This window comes from Klebsiella sp. BIGb0399, assembly GCF_003752615.1.
Taxonomy (GTDB): Bacteria; Pseudomonadota; Gammaproteobacteria; order Enterobacterales; family Enterobacteriaceae; genus Klebsiella; species Klebsiella lignicola.
Map to the genome: position 1 here is coordinate 137,140 of NZ_RKHT01000008.1, position 12,857 is coordinate 149,996.

Annotated in this window: 15 protein-coding genes and 1 tRNA gene; 10 read left to right on the forward strand and 6 right to left on the reverse strand. The window is 57.7% G+C overall.

Features of this window, described 5'->3' with window-relative positions:
• Positions 1-30 precede the first annotated feature (30 nt).
• Positions 31-660: a pyridoxamine 5'-phosphate oxidase family protein gene (locus EDF82_RS18950; protein ID WP_123757065.1), complete on the forward strand. Its 630-nt coding sequence runs from the start codon at positions 31-33 to the stop codon at positions 658-660.
• Complete coding sequence (locus tag EDF82_RS18955; RefSeq protein WP_123757066.1) at positions 660-1,130, forward strand: nuclear transport factor 2 family protein; 471 nt, start codon at positions 660-662, stop codon at positions 1,128-1,130. The genes EDF82_RS18950 and EDF82_RS18955 overlap by 1 nt, the downstream gene beginning before the upstream one ends.
• Positions 1,131-1,146: 16 nt before the next feature.
• Here EDF82_RS18955 and EDF82_RS18960 read toward each other — a convergent pair whose 3' ends face one another.
• Positions 1,147-1,683: a carboxymuconolactone decarboxylase family protein gene (locus EDF82_RS18960; RefSeq protein ID WP_123757067.1), complete on the reverse strand. Its 537-nt coding sequence runs from the start codon at positions 1,681-1,683 to the stop codon at positions 1,147-1,149.
• 118 nt (positions 1,684-1,801) lie between these two features.
• Here EDF82_RS18960 and EDF82_RS18965 point away from each other — a divergent pair, with 118 nt between their 5' ends.
• The 4 genes from EDF82_RS18965 to nlpA all read left to right on the forward strand — a co-directional run bounded on the left by EDF82_RS18965 (position 1,802) and on the right by nlpA (position 5,523).
• Positions 1,802-2,707 carry an AraC family transcriptional regulator gene (locus tag EDF82_RS18965; protein WP_123757068.1) on the forward strand — a complete coding sequence of 302 codons (906 nt, stop codon included), beginning with the start codon at positions 1,802-1,804 and terminating at the stop codon, positions 2,705-2,707.
• Positions 2,708-2,795: 88 nt separating this feature from the next.
• Positions 2,796-3,569, forward strand: coding sequence for an isocitrate lyase/phosphoenolpyruvate mutase family protein (locus EDF82_RS18970; RefSeq protein ID WP_123757069.1), 774 nt, complete (start codon positions 2,796-2,798; stop codon positions 3,567-3,569).
• Positions 3,556-4,602, forward strand: a complete 1,047-nt coding sequence (locus EDF82_RS18975; RefSeq protein WP_123757070.1) for a bifunctional transcriptional activator/DNA repair enzyme AdaA — start codon at positions 3,556-3,558, stop codon at positions 4,600-4,602. The genes EDF82_RS18970 and EDF82_RS18975 overlap by 14 nt, the downstream gene beginning before the upstream one ends.
• 111 nt (positions 4,603-4,713) lie before the next feature.
• The gene (nlpA, locus tag EDF82_RS18980) at positions 4,714-5,523 is read left to right on the forward strand and encodes a lipoprotein NlpA (RefSeq protein ID WP_123757071.1); all 810 of its coding nucleotides are present in this window, start codon (positions 4,714-4,716) and stop codon (positions 5,521-5,523) included.
• A gap of 24 nt (positions 5,524-5,547) precedes the next feature.
• Here nlpA and EDF82_RS18985 read toward each other — a convergent pair whose 3' ends face one another.
• Entirely contained in the window at positions 5,548-6,102 is a 555-nt protein-coding gene (locus tag EDF82_RS18985) for an NUDIX domain-containing protein (protein ID WP_123757072.1), read from the reverse strand.
• Positions 6,103-6,269: 167 nt separating this feature from the next.
• Between EDF82_RS18985 and EDF82_RS18990 the strand changes: the two genes are divergently transcribed.
• Together EDF82_RS18990 and EDF82_RS18995 are read left to right on the forward strand one after the other, a co-directional pair.
• Positions 6,270-7,049 (forward strand): MBL fold metallo-hydrolase, encoded by a 780-nt coding sequence (locus EDF82_RS18990; RefSeq protein ID WP_123757073.1) that lies wholly within the window; start codon positions 6,270-6,272, stop codon positions 7,047-7,049.
• A gap of 25 nt (positions 7,050-7,074) precedes the next feature.
• A complete protein-coding gene (locus EDF82_RS18995) occupies positions 7,075-8,028 on the forward strand; it encodes a GlxA family transcriptional regulator (RefSeq protein WP_123757074.1) in 954 nt (317 codons plus the stop codon).
• On the opposite strand, the gene EDF82_RS19000 is transcribed toward EDF82_RS18995, so the two are convergent.
• The 3 genes from EDF82_RS19000 to EDF82_RS19010 form a co-directional block, all read right to left on the reverse strand.
• Positions 8,025-9,074, reverse strand: coding sequence for an NAD(P)-dependent alcohol dehydrogenase (locus tag EDF82_RS19000; RefSeq protein WP_123757075.1), 1,050 nt, complete (start codon positions 9,072-9,074; stop codon positions 8,025-8,027). The genes EDF82_RS18995 and EDF82_RS19000 overlap by 4 nt on opposite strands.
• 184 nt (positions 9,075-9,258) lie before the next feature.
• Positions 9,259-9,558 (reverse strand): putative quinol monooxygenase, encoded by a 300-nt coding sequence (locus EDF82_RS19005; RefSeq protein WP_123757076.1) that lies wholly within the window; start codon positions 9,556-9,558, stop codon positions 9,259-9,261.
• A 1-nt stretch (position 9,559) separates the two neighbouring features.
• Positions 9,560-10,567 carry a zinc-binding alcohol dehydrogenase family protein gene (locus tag EDF82_RS19010; protein WP_123757077.1) on the reverse strand — a complete coding sequence of 336 codons (1,008 nt, stop codon included), beginning with the start codon at positions 10,565-10,567 and terminating at the stop codon, positions 9,560-9,562.
• A gap of 520 nt (positions 10,568-11,087) precedes the next feature.
• Between EDF82_RS19010 and EDF82_RS25515 the strand changes: the two genes are divergently transcribed.
• Both EDF82_RS25515 and EDF82_RS25520 read left to right on the forward strand, forming a co-directional pair.
• Positions 11,088-11,696: a helix-turn-helix domain-containing protein gene (locus EDF82_RS25515; RefSeq protein ID WP_227540153.1), complete on the forward strand. Its 609-nt coding sequence runs from the start codon at positions 11,088-11,090 to the stop codon at positions 11,694-11,696.
• A gap of 80 nt (positions 11,697-11,776) precedes the next feature.
• Complete coding sequence (locus EDF82_RS25520) at positions 11,777-12,424, forward strand: ATP-binding protein (RefSeq protein WP_227540154.1); 648 nt, start codon at positions 11,777-11,779, stop codon at positions 12,422-12,424.
• Between the two features lie 216 nt (positions 12,425-12,640).
• On the opposite strand, the gene EDF82_RS19025 is transcribed toward EDF82_RS25520, so the two are convergent.
• A tRNA-Sec gene (locus EDF82_RS19025) sits at positions 12,641-12,735 on the reverse strand.
• Between the last annotated feature and the right edge of the window lie 122 nt (positions 12,736-12,857).

Genomic DNA, 12,857 nt, shown 5'->3' on the forward strand with positions numbered 1-12,857 from the left:
GAGCGCAGTGATACCGGACCCGGAGGCGTTATGTCAGGCGACTTTCTTGATATCGCCATCACACCTGATGTGATGGATGTGCAGCATGAAATGGGCAGTGACGGCATGTGGCAGTCCCCGCACCGTCCGCGTCGGGGCGAGCGCTTCTCTGCCAGCGAAGAAGAGATGATTACCACCCGCGACAGTTTTTACCTGGCGACGATCTCCCAGACCGGCTGGCCCTACATCCAGCATCGCGGTGGGCCTGCGGGATTTCTTCACCTGCTCGATGACACCACCCTGGCGATGGCCGATTTTGGTGGTAACCGGCAGTACATCACCACCGGCAACCTGCGCGGTAGCGACCGGGCCTGCCTGTTTTTGATGGATTACCCGCGGCGTGCGAGGCTCAAAATTTATGCCACCATTGAGGTGCTGGCGAAGGAGGATGCGCCTGAACTGCTGGCGCGGGTCACACCGGAAAACTATCGGGCCAGAGTCGAACGGATTTATCGCTTTCATCTTCAGGCATTCGACTGGAACTGCCCGCAGCATATTACGCCGCGCTACAGCCCGCAGCAGATCGCGGAATACAGCCAGACGCTGCAACAGCGCATTCATGAACTGGAGCAGGAAAACCAACGACTGCAACAACAGTTAACCCTCAAAGGAGAGCCATGATGACCGATCACCGTCCGCCATTACCGCCGTTTACCCGTGAAAGCGCGATGCAAAAGGTGCGCGCCGCCGAAGATGGCTGGAACAGCCGCGATGCGCAAAAAGTGGCGCAGGCCTATACCATCGACAGTGAGTGGCGCAACCGCAGTGAGTTTGTGCATGGCCGGGCCGAAATCATCGACTTCCTGACGCGAAAATGGAACAAAGAGCAGGAATATCGCTTAATCAAGGAGCTGTGGGCATGGAGCGATGAGCGTATCGCGGTGCGGTTTGCCTACGAGTGGTGTGATGATAGCGGCCAGTGGTTTCGCTCCTACGGCAACGAAAACTGGGCCTTCGATGAGCATGGGCTGATGCATACCCGCTACGCCTGCATTAACGACCTGCCGATTGCGCAGAGCGAGCGCCTGTTCCACTGGCCTCAGGGGCGCCGCCCGGATACGCATCCGGGACTGAGCGAACTGGGGCTGTAGACAGGCGCGCTTCGGGTTAATCCGCTTTCGGGAAGTCGACGACGGTGTCATTCACCCGGTTCACCATGTTGGTGAACAGAATAGCGCTCACCGCGCTGATGATCTCAATCACCTGCTGGTCGCTGAAGCCGGCGTGGCGCACCGCGCTGACCTCCGCTTCTGGCAGGGTGCCGCGGGTCGTCACCAGCGTCTGGACGAAGGTCACCAGCGTGTTGATGCGGGCATCGTCAGCATAATCACCGTGGCGCAGCGCCTGGATCTGCTCGCGGCTGTAGCCCGCTTTTTTCGCCATCAGGGTGTGTGCCGCCAGGCAATAATCACAGCCGGTGGCTTCGCTCACCGCCACGTTAATGGCCTCCAGCTCTTTTGCGTTCAGACTGCCTTTGCTCAGCATCGCGTTGTGCGCCAGCGCCTGCTGTAACGCCGCCGGCGAATGGCCGCCAATGGTCAGATAGGCGTTCGGGACCTTGCCCATCGCTTTCTTCATCCCGGTAAAAATCTCGGCGGCTTTCCCGGTGACGTCTTGTTCATGAATCTCAGTTAAACGGCTCATAGTGTGCTCCTGTCTGGGTTAGGGTATGTCGTGGCAATGAGGTCATCTTAGGGAAGTTCCGCGTGCTAGACTGAGGCTCTGCGTCTCATATTTATGTCTTATCGTCTCAGGGAGTGGCATGGACAGTCTCAGTCATCTGTTGGCGCTGCTGGCGCCGCGTTGTGAAGTGAATCTGCACTGTCGGTTTGGCGGCCGCTGGCAGGCCGGGCATGAGCAAATGCGCCGTGGGGTGGTGCCGTGGCACTTTGTCCTGCACGGCGAGGGGCGGCTGACGGTCGGCAAACAAAGCCGGCATATGCGGGCGGGGGATGTGATCCTCCTGCCGCATGGTTCGCCGCATCTGATGGAGAGCCTGGTGGAGTGGGGCCAGATCCTGCCCGTCGCCCACCGCTTTAACGGCACGGTGACCGAGGTGCGTACCGGCAGCGACCATGATGCGCTGGAGATGCTGTGCGGGGAATTTTACTTCGGGCCACACGTTAGCTGGCTGTTTGCGCAAGAGACCGATCTGATTCACCTGCATACCGACGAGCGGGCGGAGTGCCCGGAGCTGGCGCTGCTGCTTGACGTACTGGTGCGCGAAAGCCTGCTGGAGCACCCCGGCGGCGCGGCGATTGTGCGCAGCCTCGGCGATACGCTGCTGGTATTCCTGTTGCGCACGCTGCTGGGCAGCGACACCCCGCCGGAGGGCCTGCTGCGCCTGATGAGTGATGAACGGCTGATGCCCGCGGTGCTGGCGGTGCTGGCGGCGCCGGAGCAGCCGTGGACGCTGGAGAGCATGGCCGCCCGTGCGTTTCTGTCGCGCGCCACCTTCGCGCGTCACTTTGCCCGCGTCTATCATCTGACGCCGCAGGCGTGGCTCTCGCAATTGCGGATGGCGATGGCCGCGCGCCTGTTGCGCATTGAGCGGCAGACCAACCTCGAAGTGATTGCCGGACGCTGCGGATTTCAGTCACAGGCGTCGTTCTCGAAGACCTTTAAGAAGCTGTATGGCGTGACCCCCGGCGAGTGGCGGCGTCGCTAACAGCAAAAAATAGTCGTCCGGTTTTCGGTTGTTGCATCTGCGGCGTACAGGCCAGAATCCGCAATATCACCACAACACCGGAGGATCTATGGATTTCACACAACAGCATCACCAGGCCACGCCACTGCTGCTGGCCAACGTCTGGGACGTCACCAGCGCCAGCGCCGCCGCCGAGGCCGGGTATACGGCGATAGGAACCTCCAGCGCCGCGATCGCCCACAGCCTGGGGTTGGACGATGGCGAAGCGTTGCCGTTCGCGGAACTGCTGTATCGGGTCACCCGCATTCGCGCCCGGGTGGCGTTACCGCTCAGCGTGGATATGGAAGCGGGCTATGGCGCCAGCGCAGAAGAGGTGGTAGAAAATCTGCTCGCCCTGGCGCACAGCGGGGTGGTCGGCGTCAATCTCGAAGACAGCGTGGTGAACGAGGGCGTACGGACTCTGGCGGCAGCGCAGGCTTTTGCCCGGCGTCTGCAGGAGATAGCCACCGGGCTGGCGCAGGCGGGGGTGTCGCTGTTTATCAATGTCCGCACCGATCCCTTTGTACTGAACCACCCCCAGGCGCTGGCGGAGACCATTTCCCGGGGCCAGCTGTACGCCGGACACGGTGCCGACGGGCTGTTTGTGCCCTGCGTGACCGAGGCTGCGGATATAGCGGCAATGGTTGCGGCGGTGGCGCTGCCGCTGAACGTCATGGCGATGCCCGCGCTGCCCGATCATGACCAGCTTGCGCAACTGGGCGTGAAGCGTATTTCGATGGGCAATGCGCTGCACGATGCGCAACAAGGGCATCTGTACCGGCTGCTGAAAACCGTCCGGCAGCAACGATCGTTTAAAGAGGTATTTGACCATGCAGGTGACTGATAGCGGGTTATGCGATACCTGGTACGACGCGCTGCTGGCCCGCGACTCCGGCTACGCGGGCGTTTTTTTCGTGGGGGTGAAAACCACCGGCGTGTTTTGCCTGGCGACCTGCCGCGCCCGCAAGCCGAAGCGGGAAAACGTCGAATTCTATCGCGACTTTAAAGCCGCGCTCAGCGCCGGGTTTCGCCCGTGTAAGATCTGCCGACCCACCGAAAACGCCAGCTCCGCGCCGCCGATGGTGGAGCAGGTGATGCAGCAGCTGCGGGCCAACCCGAAAGTGCGGATCAGTGACGACCAGCTGCGTCAGCAGCACATCAGCCCCGAGCGGATCCGGCGCTGGTTTACCCATCACTACGGCATGACGTTTCAGGCCTTTCAGCGGATGTTGCGGGTGAATACCGCCCTGCAGGAGCTGAAGGGCGGACGACGCGCCACCGACGTGGCCTTCGACAGCGGATACGACTCGCTGAGCGGGTTTGGCTACACCTGTAAAAAACTCACCGGCCACGCGCCCAGCGAGGCGGCGCAGGTGATCCTGCTGCACCGCTTTACCACGCCCATTGGCCCAATGTTTGTCTGCGCCAGTGAGCGCGGGGTTTGCCTGCTGGAGTTTGTCGACCGGCGGATGCTGGAGACGGAGTTTCGCGACCTTCAGCGCTTGCTCTCGGCGAGGATTATCGCCGGCGAGAATCACCATACGCGCCAGGCGGTGGCGGAGATCGGCGAATATTTTGCCGGCCAGCGGCGCCATTTTTCCCTGACCCTGGAGACGCCGGGCAGCGATTTCCAGCAGACGGTGTGGCAGCAGCTCCAGGCGGTGGCGTACGGCAGCACCGAACATTATCAGGGGCTGGCGCAGCAGATGGGCAACGCCGGCGCGGTACGGGCGGTCGCCAACGCCAACGGCGCCAATCGGGTGGCGATCGTCATTCCCTGTCATCGTATTATCGGCAAAGATGGCTCGCTGACCGGCTACGGCGGTGGGCTGGCGCGCAAGGCGTGGCTGCTGGCGCATGAAGCGAAATATCGCTAGATGATTTTATTTCCTGTTGCTGTTTTGAGTGTTTAAAAACTGGTCTTAAAGCCGTTATAGTTTTCTTCGAAAATAATAATGACTTTCTCATGGACTGACAGGATAACAATGATGAAATTGCGTTTACGGACAGCCGCCGCAGTGATGCTGGCGGGCCTGCTGCTGGCAGGTTGCGACCAAAAAAGCGGTGATGCGAAACATATTAAAGTTGGCGTGATTAACGGCGCCGAACAGGATGTGGCGGAAGTGGCGAAGAAGGTCGCCAAAGAGAAGTTCGGGCTGGACGTCGAACTGGTGGGCTTCAGCGGATCGCTGCTGCCGAACGAATCGACCAACGCCGGGGATCTGGATGCTAACGTCTTCCAGCACCGACCGTTCCTCGAGCAGGATAATAAAGCGCATAACTATCATCTGGTTGCCGTCGGTAACACCTTCGTGTTCCCGATGGCCGGCTACTCTCGCAAAATAAAATCGGTGGCTGACCTGAAAGACGGGGCGACCATTGCCATTCCCAACGATCCGACCAACCTTGGCCGCGCGCTGCTGCTGTTACAGCAGGAGAAGCTGATTACCCTCAAGGCCGGTACCGGGCTGCTGCCGACGGCGGTCGATATCACGGATAACCCGCATCACCTGAAGATTATGGAGCTGGAAGGCGCGCAGCTGCCGCGGGTGATCGACGACCCGAAAGTCGACGTGGCGATCATCAGCACCACCTATCTGCAGCAAACCGGGCTGTCGCCGGTGCGTGACGGGATTTTCATCGAAGATAAAAACTCGCCGTACGTGAATATCATCGTGACCCGCGAAGAGAACAAAAACGCCGAAAACGTGAAGGAATTCATCCAGTCCTATCAGTCGCCGGAAGTGGCGAAAGCGGCGGAGACTATCTTTAACGGCGGCGCGGTTCCCGGCTGGTGATCCTCTGCCCGTGATGTGACTCCGCTACGCTAAACGGCCCCGCTGCTGCGCCATCAGATGCAGCAGCGGTACCAGAGAGAGCCCGTCCGGCATTTCGCCACGGGCGATGAGCTGGCTAATCTCGTCAAAGGTAAACCACCCCGTCTCCATGACCTCATCCTGATCCGCATCCATTCCGACATACTCCAGATCGCGAGCAAGCCAAGTGATGAACAGCTGGTCGCTGCTGCCATAAGAGGGGTTATAGCGGATAATTTCTTCGGCTTTTTTCGCCTGCCAGCCGGTCTCTTCCCGCAGCTCGCGCAAGGCAGCTGCTTGAGGCTCTTCCCCTTCATCAATGCCGCCGGAGGGAATGGCCCACACGACCTGATCGATCAGATAACGGTAGTGGCGGATCAACAGCACTTTGTCCTGCTGGATAGCCACAATGCCCACCGCCGGGCGCGGGTAATGGATTGAGTAAAAGTCGCGGCGCTCGCTGTCGGTGATATCTATCGCCACCTTACGCATGCTGAACCACGGGGTTTGCGCCATTACTTCCGCGTCGTGCATATCGGCGGCGGTCAGTCTCTTTTTCATCGTCACTTTTCCTCAGAACATGAGTATTCAGAACACCATAGCCGGGGGCAGATGGCAACCGCGCAAAGTTGGCCCAATCTCATCGATCATTGCCCAAATGCCCATATTGTACCAGGCTGGTGGGACGTACGATGTTCGCCAGATGACCGTGAAGAGGAGTGAACATCATGAAAATGACCCACATTCGTAATGCAACGCAACTGATTGAGTATGCAGGTAAAAAATTCCTGATTGACCCGATGCTGGCGGATCAGGGCGCCTGGCCGGGATTTGCCGGCACCGCCCGGGCCGAACGTCGTAACCCGTTGGTGGGGCTGCCTGTTTCCGTCAATACGCTGGTGGATGTCGATGCTGCGATCGTCACCCACACCCACGAAGATCACTGGGACGAGGCGGCGATCGCTGCGATCCCGAAAGCGCTGCCGGTTTTCGTGCAGCATGAAGCCGATGCCGGGCTGCTGCGTGGGCAGGGGTTCAGCGATATTCGTCTGCTGTCTGAGCACAGCGAGTTTGACGGCGTGACGCTGCAGAAAACCACCTCCGGGCAGCACGGTAGTGACCGTACCTATGCGGTACCGGCCATGGCGGAGCGCCTGGGTGAGGCCTGCGGGGTGGTGTTCCGCCATCCGCAGGAGAAAACGCTGTGGCTGGTGGGCGATACCATCTGGCGCCCGGAGATTGAAGCCGACATGCGGCGGCTGCACCCTGACGTGGTGGTGCTGAATGCCGGATACGCGCATGTGATCGGTTTTGGCCCGATTATCATGGGCAAAGAGGATGTACTGAAAGCGCATTTCACGCTGCCGGAAGCACACATTGTGGCTATCCATCTCGAAGCGGTTAACCACTGCCTGCTGAGCCGCGAGGAGCTGCGCGAGTATGTGGCTGACAATCAGATTGCCGATGCGGTCAGTATCCCGCAGGATGGGGAAAGTCTTTTCTTTTAACCGGTGGTAGGGAACGGAGGGCGCCATGAAACTCACCGATGTCGCGATTGTCGCCGTGGATGGCTTTAGCCCTTTCCACTACTCGGTTCCCTGCATGGTGTTTGGCGACAGCGTATCGGACACCCGGCGTTTCAACCTGCAGATCTGCGCCGAGCAGCCGGGATTGTTGACCGCCCGCGACGGTTTTGCGCTGAACGCCAGCGCCGATTTTAAGGCTCTTGAGCAGGCCGATATCGTGGTGGTGCCGTTCTGGGGCGCGGTGCATCAGCGCCCGCCGCAGTCGCTGCTGGACAACCTGGTACGGGCCAGAGAGCAGGGGGCGGAGATTGTCGGCCTGTGCCTTGGCGCCTTTGTGCTGGGCTATGCCGGGCTGCTGGATGGCAAACGAGCCGCCACCCACTGGGAGTTTGAGCAGGCGTTTCAGCAGCTGTTTCCTCAGGTGCAGCTGGATATCAACGCGCTGTACGTCGATGACCAGCGGATGATTACCTCCGCGGGCACCGCGGCGGCGCTGGACTGCTGCCTGTACATTATCCGCCAGCGCTTTGGCAGCCTGGCGGCGAACCAGATTGCCCGACGGCTGATCGTCCCGCCCCATCGTGAGGGAGGCCAGGCGCAGTTTATTGCCCAGCCGGTGCCGAAAAACACCCGCGATGCGCGGATTAATGGCCTGCTGGAATATCTCCAGCAGCATATTCACGAACCGCACAACCTCGACACGCTTGCGCAGGTGGTGGCGATGAGCCGCCGGACGCTCACCCGCCATTTTGCCCACGCCACCGGCATGAGCATCGCCGACTGGCTGACCGCCGAGCGTCTGCGGCGCAGCCAGGTCCTGCTTGAAGCGGGAGATATGCCGGTGGAGCAGGTGGCGGAAATGGTGGGCTTCCGTTCCGCCGTTACCTGGCGCCAGCAGTTTAAATCCCGCTTCGGCGTGAGCCCGAGGGAGTGGCGACGTACCTTTCGGCGCGGCCCTTAACCGGCGAGGGTAGCGCTGTCGATCACGAAGCGGTACTTCACGTCCCCTTTGACCATTCTCTCCCAGGCTTCGTTGATCTGATCGCCGCGAATCAGTTCGATATCGGCGACGATGCCGTGTTCGGCGCAGAAGTCGAGCATCTCCTGGGTTTCCGGGATCCCGCCAATCATCGAGCCGGCAATCGCGCGGCGGCGGTAGATTAAATTGAAGATTTCCGGTGACGGATGCGGGGTGGCCGGGGCGCCAACCAGGGTCAGCGTGCCGTCGCGCTTGAGCAGCGTGGTGAAGGCATCGAGGTTGTGCGGTGCCGCCACGGTGTTGAGAATAAAATCGAAGCTTTTCAGGTGCGCGGCCATTTCGTCGTCGTTGCGCGAGACTACCACCTCATCGGCGCCCAGCTCTTTCGCCGCTTCACGCTTGGATTCCGAGGTGGTAAAGGCCACCACGTGGGCCCCCATGGCGTGGGCCAACTTGATCCCCATATGTCCTAACCCGCCAATACCAACGATACCGACTTTTTTCCCCGGCCCGACGTTCCAGTGGCGCAGCGGAGAATAGGTGGTGATCCCGGCGCAGAGCAGCGGCGCCACGGCGGCAAGTTGGGCTTTCGGATGGCGGACGTGCAGCACATAGCGCTGGTGTACCACCACCTGCTGTGAATAGCCGCCGAGGGTGTGTCCGGGCTCATCGGCCGTCGGGCCGTTGTAGGTCAGCACCATGTGGTCGCAGTAGTTTTCCAGCCCCGCTTCGCACTCTTCACACGCTTTGCAGCTGTCGACCATGCAGCCGACGCCCACCAGGTCGCCGACGCTGAATCCCGAGACCTGATTACCGATGGCGGTGACCTGGCCGACGATTTCGTGCCCCGGCACGCAAGGGTAGAGCGTGCCGGCCCATTCGGAACGGGCCTGATGCAGGTCCGAGTGGCAGACGCCGCAGAAATCGATAGCGATCTGCACATCATGAGGGCCTGGGTCGCGGCGTGAGATGGCCATTGCTTTCAGCGGTTGGGTGGCGGAGTACGTACCAATAGCGTTGATCTGCATAGCGAAACCTCTTTCTGAATGTTCGAGCTGAAGAAACCGGAGGGGGGAACGAATCGTTGTTGGCAACGGTAAGCGTAGCCTGGTCAGCGCCGGGCGTGGCGCGATTAGCTCAGAGTGTTAAAAAGAAAAAGGTGAGCCAACGGCAAATCCCCCGCGTGGCAGGGGATCCGTTATGGCGCAAGGCTTATTCGATCGGCGTCAGGTAGTCCAGGCGCAACGGTTCGGCCAGCAGGCTGTTCATCTGCGCGATAAAGGCCTGAAAATGCGGCAGCGAGATATGGGTTTCCAGCGCGGAGGCGTCGCGCCAGGACTCGCGCATATAGAACGTGTCCGGGGTGTCGCGCAGCTGGAACAGGGCGTAATCGAGGTTGCCCGGCTCCTGGCGGGTTGGCTGCAGGAGTGCCTGCAGCGCCTTGCCGAGCGCTTCAACCTGGCCCGGTTTGGCTTTCAATACTGCCAGGATCGAGATCGCGTCGTGGCTCATCTTAAAATCCTTCCAGCACGATTTTGCCGACAGCGCGGCCGGTTTCCAGCTGCGCATGGGCTTTTTGCAGGTTGCTGGCGTTAATCGGCCCGTAATGCTCGCCCAGGGTGGTTTTGATGGTCTGGTCGTCAATCAGGCTGGCAACCCGGGTCAGCAGCTGGTGTTGGGCGATCATGTCCGGCGTGGTGAACATTGAGCGGGTGAACATAAATTCCCAATGCAGCGAGATGCTTTTGGCCTTCAGCGGCCGGGCATCGAGGGTTTCCGGATCGTCAATCAGCGCCAGTTTACCCTGCGGCGCGAGGGCGGCGATCAGCTGGGCGTAATGCTGTTCGGTATTGTTGAGGCTGGCGACGTGGGTAACCGCGGGGATCCCAATCCGCGCCAGCTCTTCGCTGAGCGGCTTGCTGTGATCGATAACATGGTGTGCGCCCGCATCACGTACCCATTTCTGGCTTTCCGGCCGCGAGGCGGTGCCGATCACCGTCATTCCGGTCAGTTTGCTGGCCAGCTGGGTGAGAATCGAACCGACGCCGCCCGCCGCGCCAACAATCAGCAGCGTGTCTCCGCTGTTGCCGCCTTCCTGCACGCCGAGCCGGTCAAACAGCAGTTCCCATGCGGTAATGGCGGTCAGCGGCAGGGCGGCGGCAGAGGCGTTATCCAGCGAGCGCGGCTTCAGCGCGACCAGACGTTCATCGACGAGCTGAAATTCGCTGTTGCTTCCCGCGCGGCCCAGCGCCCCGGCGTACCAGACTTCATCCCCCGGCGTGAACAGCGTGACCGCTTCGCCGACCGATTTGACGACCCCGACCGCATCCCAACCCAGCACGCGCGGGGTGTCGCCCGTAAACCCGGCGCGGACTTTGGTATCCACCGGGTTGACGGAAATGGCCTTGATTTCGATCAGCAGGTCATGCCCTGCGGCAACCGGCTCCGGTAGCTCAATATCACGTAAAAAAAAGAGGTTGCTGCCGTCTGTGGCGGCACGGGTAATGGCGATCGCTTTCATATTTTCTCCGCAGAAGGAATTGGGTTTATCAATGGCATGCGTCGAGGATAGACCGGTAGGAGAAGGGGAAAAACGCCCCGGCGGCGATAACTGTTATATGCAAAAAGTGAAAATCAGGGGGTGAGGGTGAACTCGCCACCGGTTGTTCCCGTGTATGCTGACCTGACCACGCAGGAGGCGGCAAATATACTGAATGTCTCCCGTATATGGTGAAGCTGCTGGAAGCGAGGCAGTCGCTGGCCGATCAGGCGCAGGATTTAGGATATTTTAATGGTTTTGAATTTATATACATCTTCCTATACATGTCACCTTTAGCTGCAATATCAACAGCATCCTTGAATGTCAGGCTATACCTACAGTGGTATCCAGGGCGTTCATCGAGATTACTTTTCACCGACTGCTCTCAGAATCAGGCGATGTGATATGGAACATTGCCATGGGCAGCCTAAAGCCATATTCTTGTAGCCTGGTATAACTATTGTTTGGTGTTTAAATATCTGTTTCTAAAAAGGAAGTCGGTTTGCGTTCTTTACTGAAAGAGCTGGTTTCATTGCCGAAAGAGACTGAGTGGGCAGAGTTTAAGCGCAATGCAATAAAACCAGAAGAACTCGGTGAATATATCTCCGCTCTGGCAAATTCGGCTGCTTTGCTTGGAAAGCCAACAGCCTATATGGTATGGGGTGTTGATGATGAGACTCATTCTGTAATCGGTACTGATTTTAAACCCTCTCTGGCTAAACATAAACAGCAAGAGCTGGAAAGCTGGTTATTGCAGGGCCTGGAACCAAAGATTGATTTTACATTCCATGAGTTCTCGTCATTCGAGAACGATGCTGTTGTTATTCTGGAGATAAATGCAAATTGCCATACCCCTGTGCGTTTTTCTGGAACAGAATTTATTCGTATTGGCTCTTATAAAAAACCACTGGGTAAACATCCAGAAAAAGAACGTGCTCTCTGGCGTGTCTTTGACAGGAAACCCTGGGAATACTGCATAGCACGGGACAGGTGTTCTATTGATGAGGTATTGCAGTTAATCGACTACCCATCATTCTTCTCGCTTTTATCTCAGCCGTTACCTGAAAACAAAGATGCTATAATGGATTATCCCGCAAGGCCATTCGTTTAATCCAGTACGATGCAAATAATCGTTTTAAAACAGTAAAGGAATTACAAGGCCACAAAGGTTATGCTGTCGGTTTTGAAGGTTTGATTGATTATATTAATAACCTTCTTCCATCAAATGAAGTGATTGGAAAGGCTTTTCGCAGCGAAGTAAGAATGTATCCTGAGCTGTCTATAAGAGAAGTTGTTGCCAACTCTCTTATTCACCAGGATTTCAATATTAGCGGGACGGGGCCAATGCTTGAGTTGTTTGCCGACCGCATGGAAATCTCAAATCCGGGTATACCATTAGTGGCGATTGATCGCCTTCTTGATTCTCCCCCACGTAGCCGTAATGAAAGAATCGCCTCTCTCATGCGCAGGATGGGGATCTGTGAAGAGCGGGGAAGCGGTATCGATAAAGTTGTTATTGAAACTGAGATTTATCAGCTACCAGCCCCACAGTTTGAAGTCTATCAGGAGCATACGAAAGTCACTTTGTTTGCTCATCGCGATTTTAAGGATATGGATAACGAGGAAAAAGTCAGAGCGACTTACCTTCATTGTGTTTTGAAATACCTTGAAAAGGTTCCGATGAACAACACCACGCTGCGGGAAAGATTTGGGGTTGATGAAAAAAACAGCGCAATGATTAGCCGTATCATCAAGGAAGCAATGAAAGAGGGTCGTATTAAACAATACGATTCATCGGTAGGAACCAAGGCAATGCGCTACATCCCATTCTGGGCTTAGTGAGAAGGTTTGCTTGATGGTTGCTTGATTCTGAGTTCAGATGGCAACAGGAATTTAAATTTTAATCTTGAAAAACAAATGGATAGAATTTTTTCTGTTTTGCAATTTGCTTGATGGTTGCTTGATCCGAGGATTTTTCCACCCTTCTCTAACAGTCGATTTTTTATTGTTTTTGTCGTTATCAATGGACGGGTATGGACTGCTATGGAAGGATTTTGGCGGAAGATCACAGGAGTTGAACCTGCCCGGGACCGCTGGCGGCCCCAACTGGATTTGAAGTCCAGCCACCTCACCGGAGATGACGATCTTCCGCGCCTCGATTGCTACATGGAGGCGGGGCGCATTATAGCTACTTTCCGCCATTTACCACATACCTAAACGCACTTTTTTACTGTTAAAACTGGACATTACAGAACAGTCTTACATAAACCCT

Bases quoted from the DNA above. Each gene is read 5' to 3' on its own strand.
- EDF82_RS18950 (WP_123757065.1), top strand. From the start codon at position 31: ATGTCAGGCGACTTTCTTGATATCGCCATCACACCTGATGTGATGGAT.
- EDF82_RS18955 (WP_123757066.1), top strand. From the start codon at position 660: ATGACCGATCACCGTCCGCCATTACCGCCGTTTACCCGTGAAAGCGCG.
- EDF82_RS18960 (WP_123757067.1), bottom strand. From the start codon at position 1,683: ATGAGCCGTTTAACTGAGATTCATGAACAAGACGTCACCGGGAAAGCC.
- EDF82_RS18965 (WP_123757068.1), top strand. From the start codon at position 1,802: ATGGACAGTCTCAGTCATCTGTTGGCGCTGCTGGCGCCGCGTTGTGAA.
- EDF82_RS18970 (WP_123757069.1), top strand. From the start codon at position 2,796: ATGGATTTCACACAACAGCATCACCAGGCCACGCCACTGCTGCTGGCC.
- EDF82_RS18975 (WP_123757070.1), top strand. From the start codon at position 3,556: ATGCAGGTGACTGATAGCGGGTTATGCGATACCTGGTACGACGCGCTG.
- nlpA (WP_123757071.1), top strand. From the start codon at position 4,714: ATGAAATTGCGTTTACGGACAGCCGCCGCAGTGATGCTGGCGGGCCTG.
- EDF82_RS18985 (WP_123757072.1), bottom strand. From the start codon at position 6,102: ATGAAAAAGAGACTGACCGCCGCCGATATGCACGACGCGGAAGTAATG.
- EDF82_RS18990 (WP_123757073.1), top strand. From the start codon at position 6,270: ATGAAAATGACCCACATTCGTAATGCAACGCAACTGATTGAGTATGCA.
- EDF82_RS18995 (WP_123757074.1), top strand. From the start codon at position 7,075: ATGAAACTCACCGATGTCGCGATTGTCGCCGTGGATGGCTTTAGCCCT.
- EDF82_RS19000 (WP_123757075.1), bottom strand. From the start codon at position 9,074: ATGCAGATCAACGCTATTGGTACGTACTCCGCCACCCAACCGCTGAAA.
- EDF82_RS19005 (WP_123757076.1), bottom strand. From the start codon at position 9,558: ATGAGCCACGACGCGATCTCGATCCTGGCAGTATTGAAAGCCAAACCG.
- EDF82_RS19010 (WP_123757077.1), bottom strand. From the start codon at position 10,567: ATGAAAGCGATCGCCATTACCCGTGCCGCCACAGACGGCAGCAACCTC.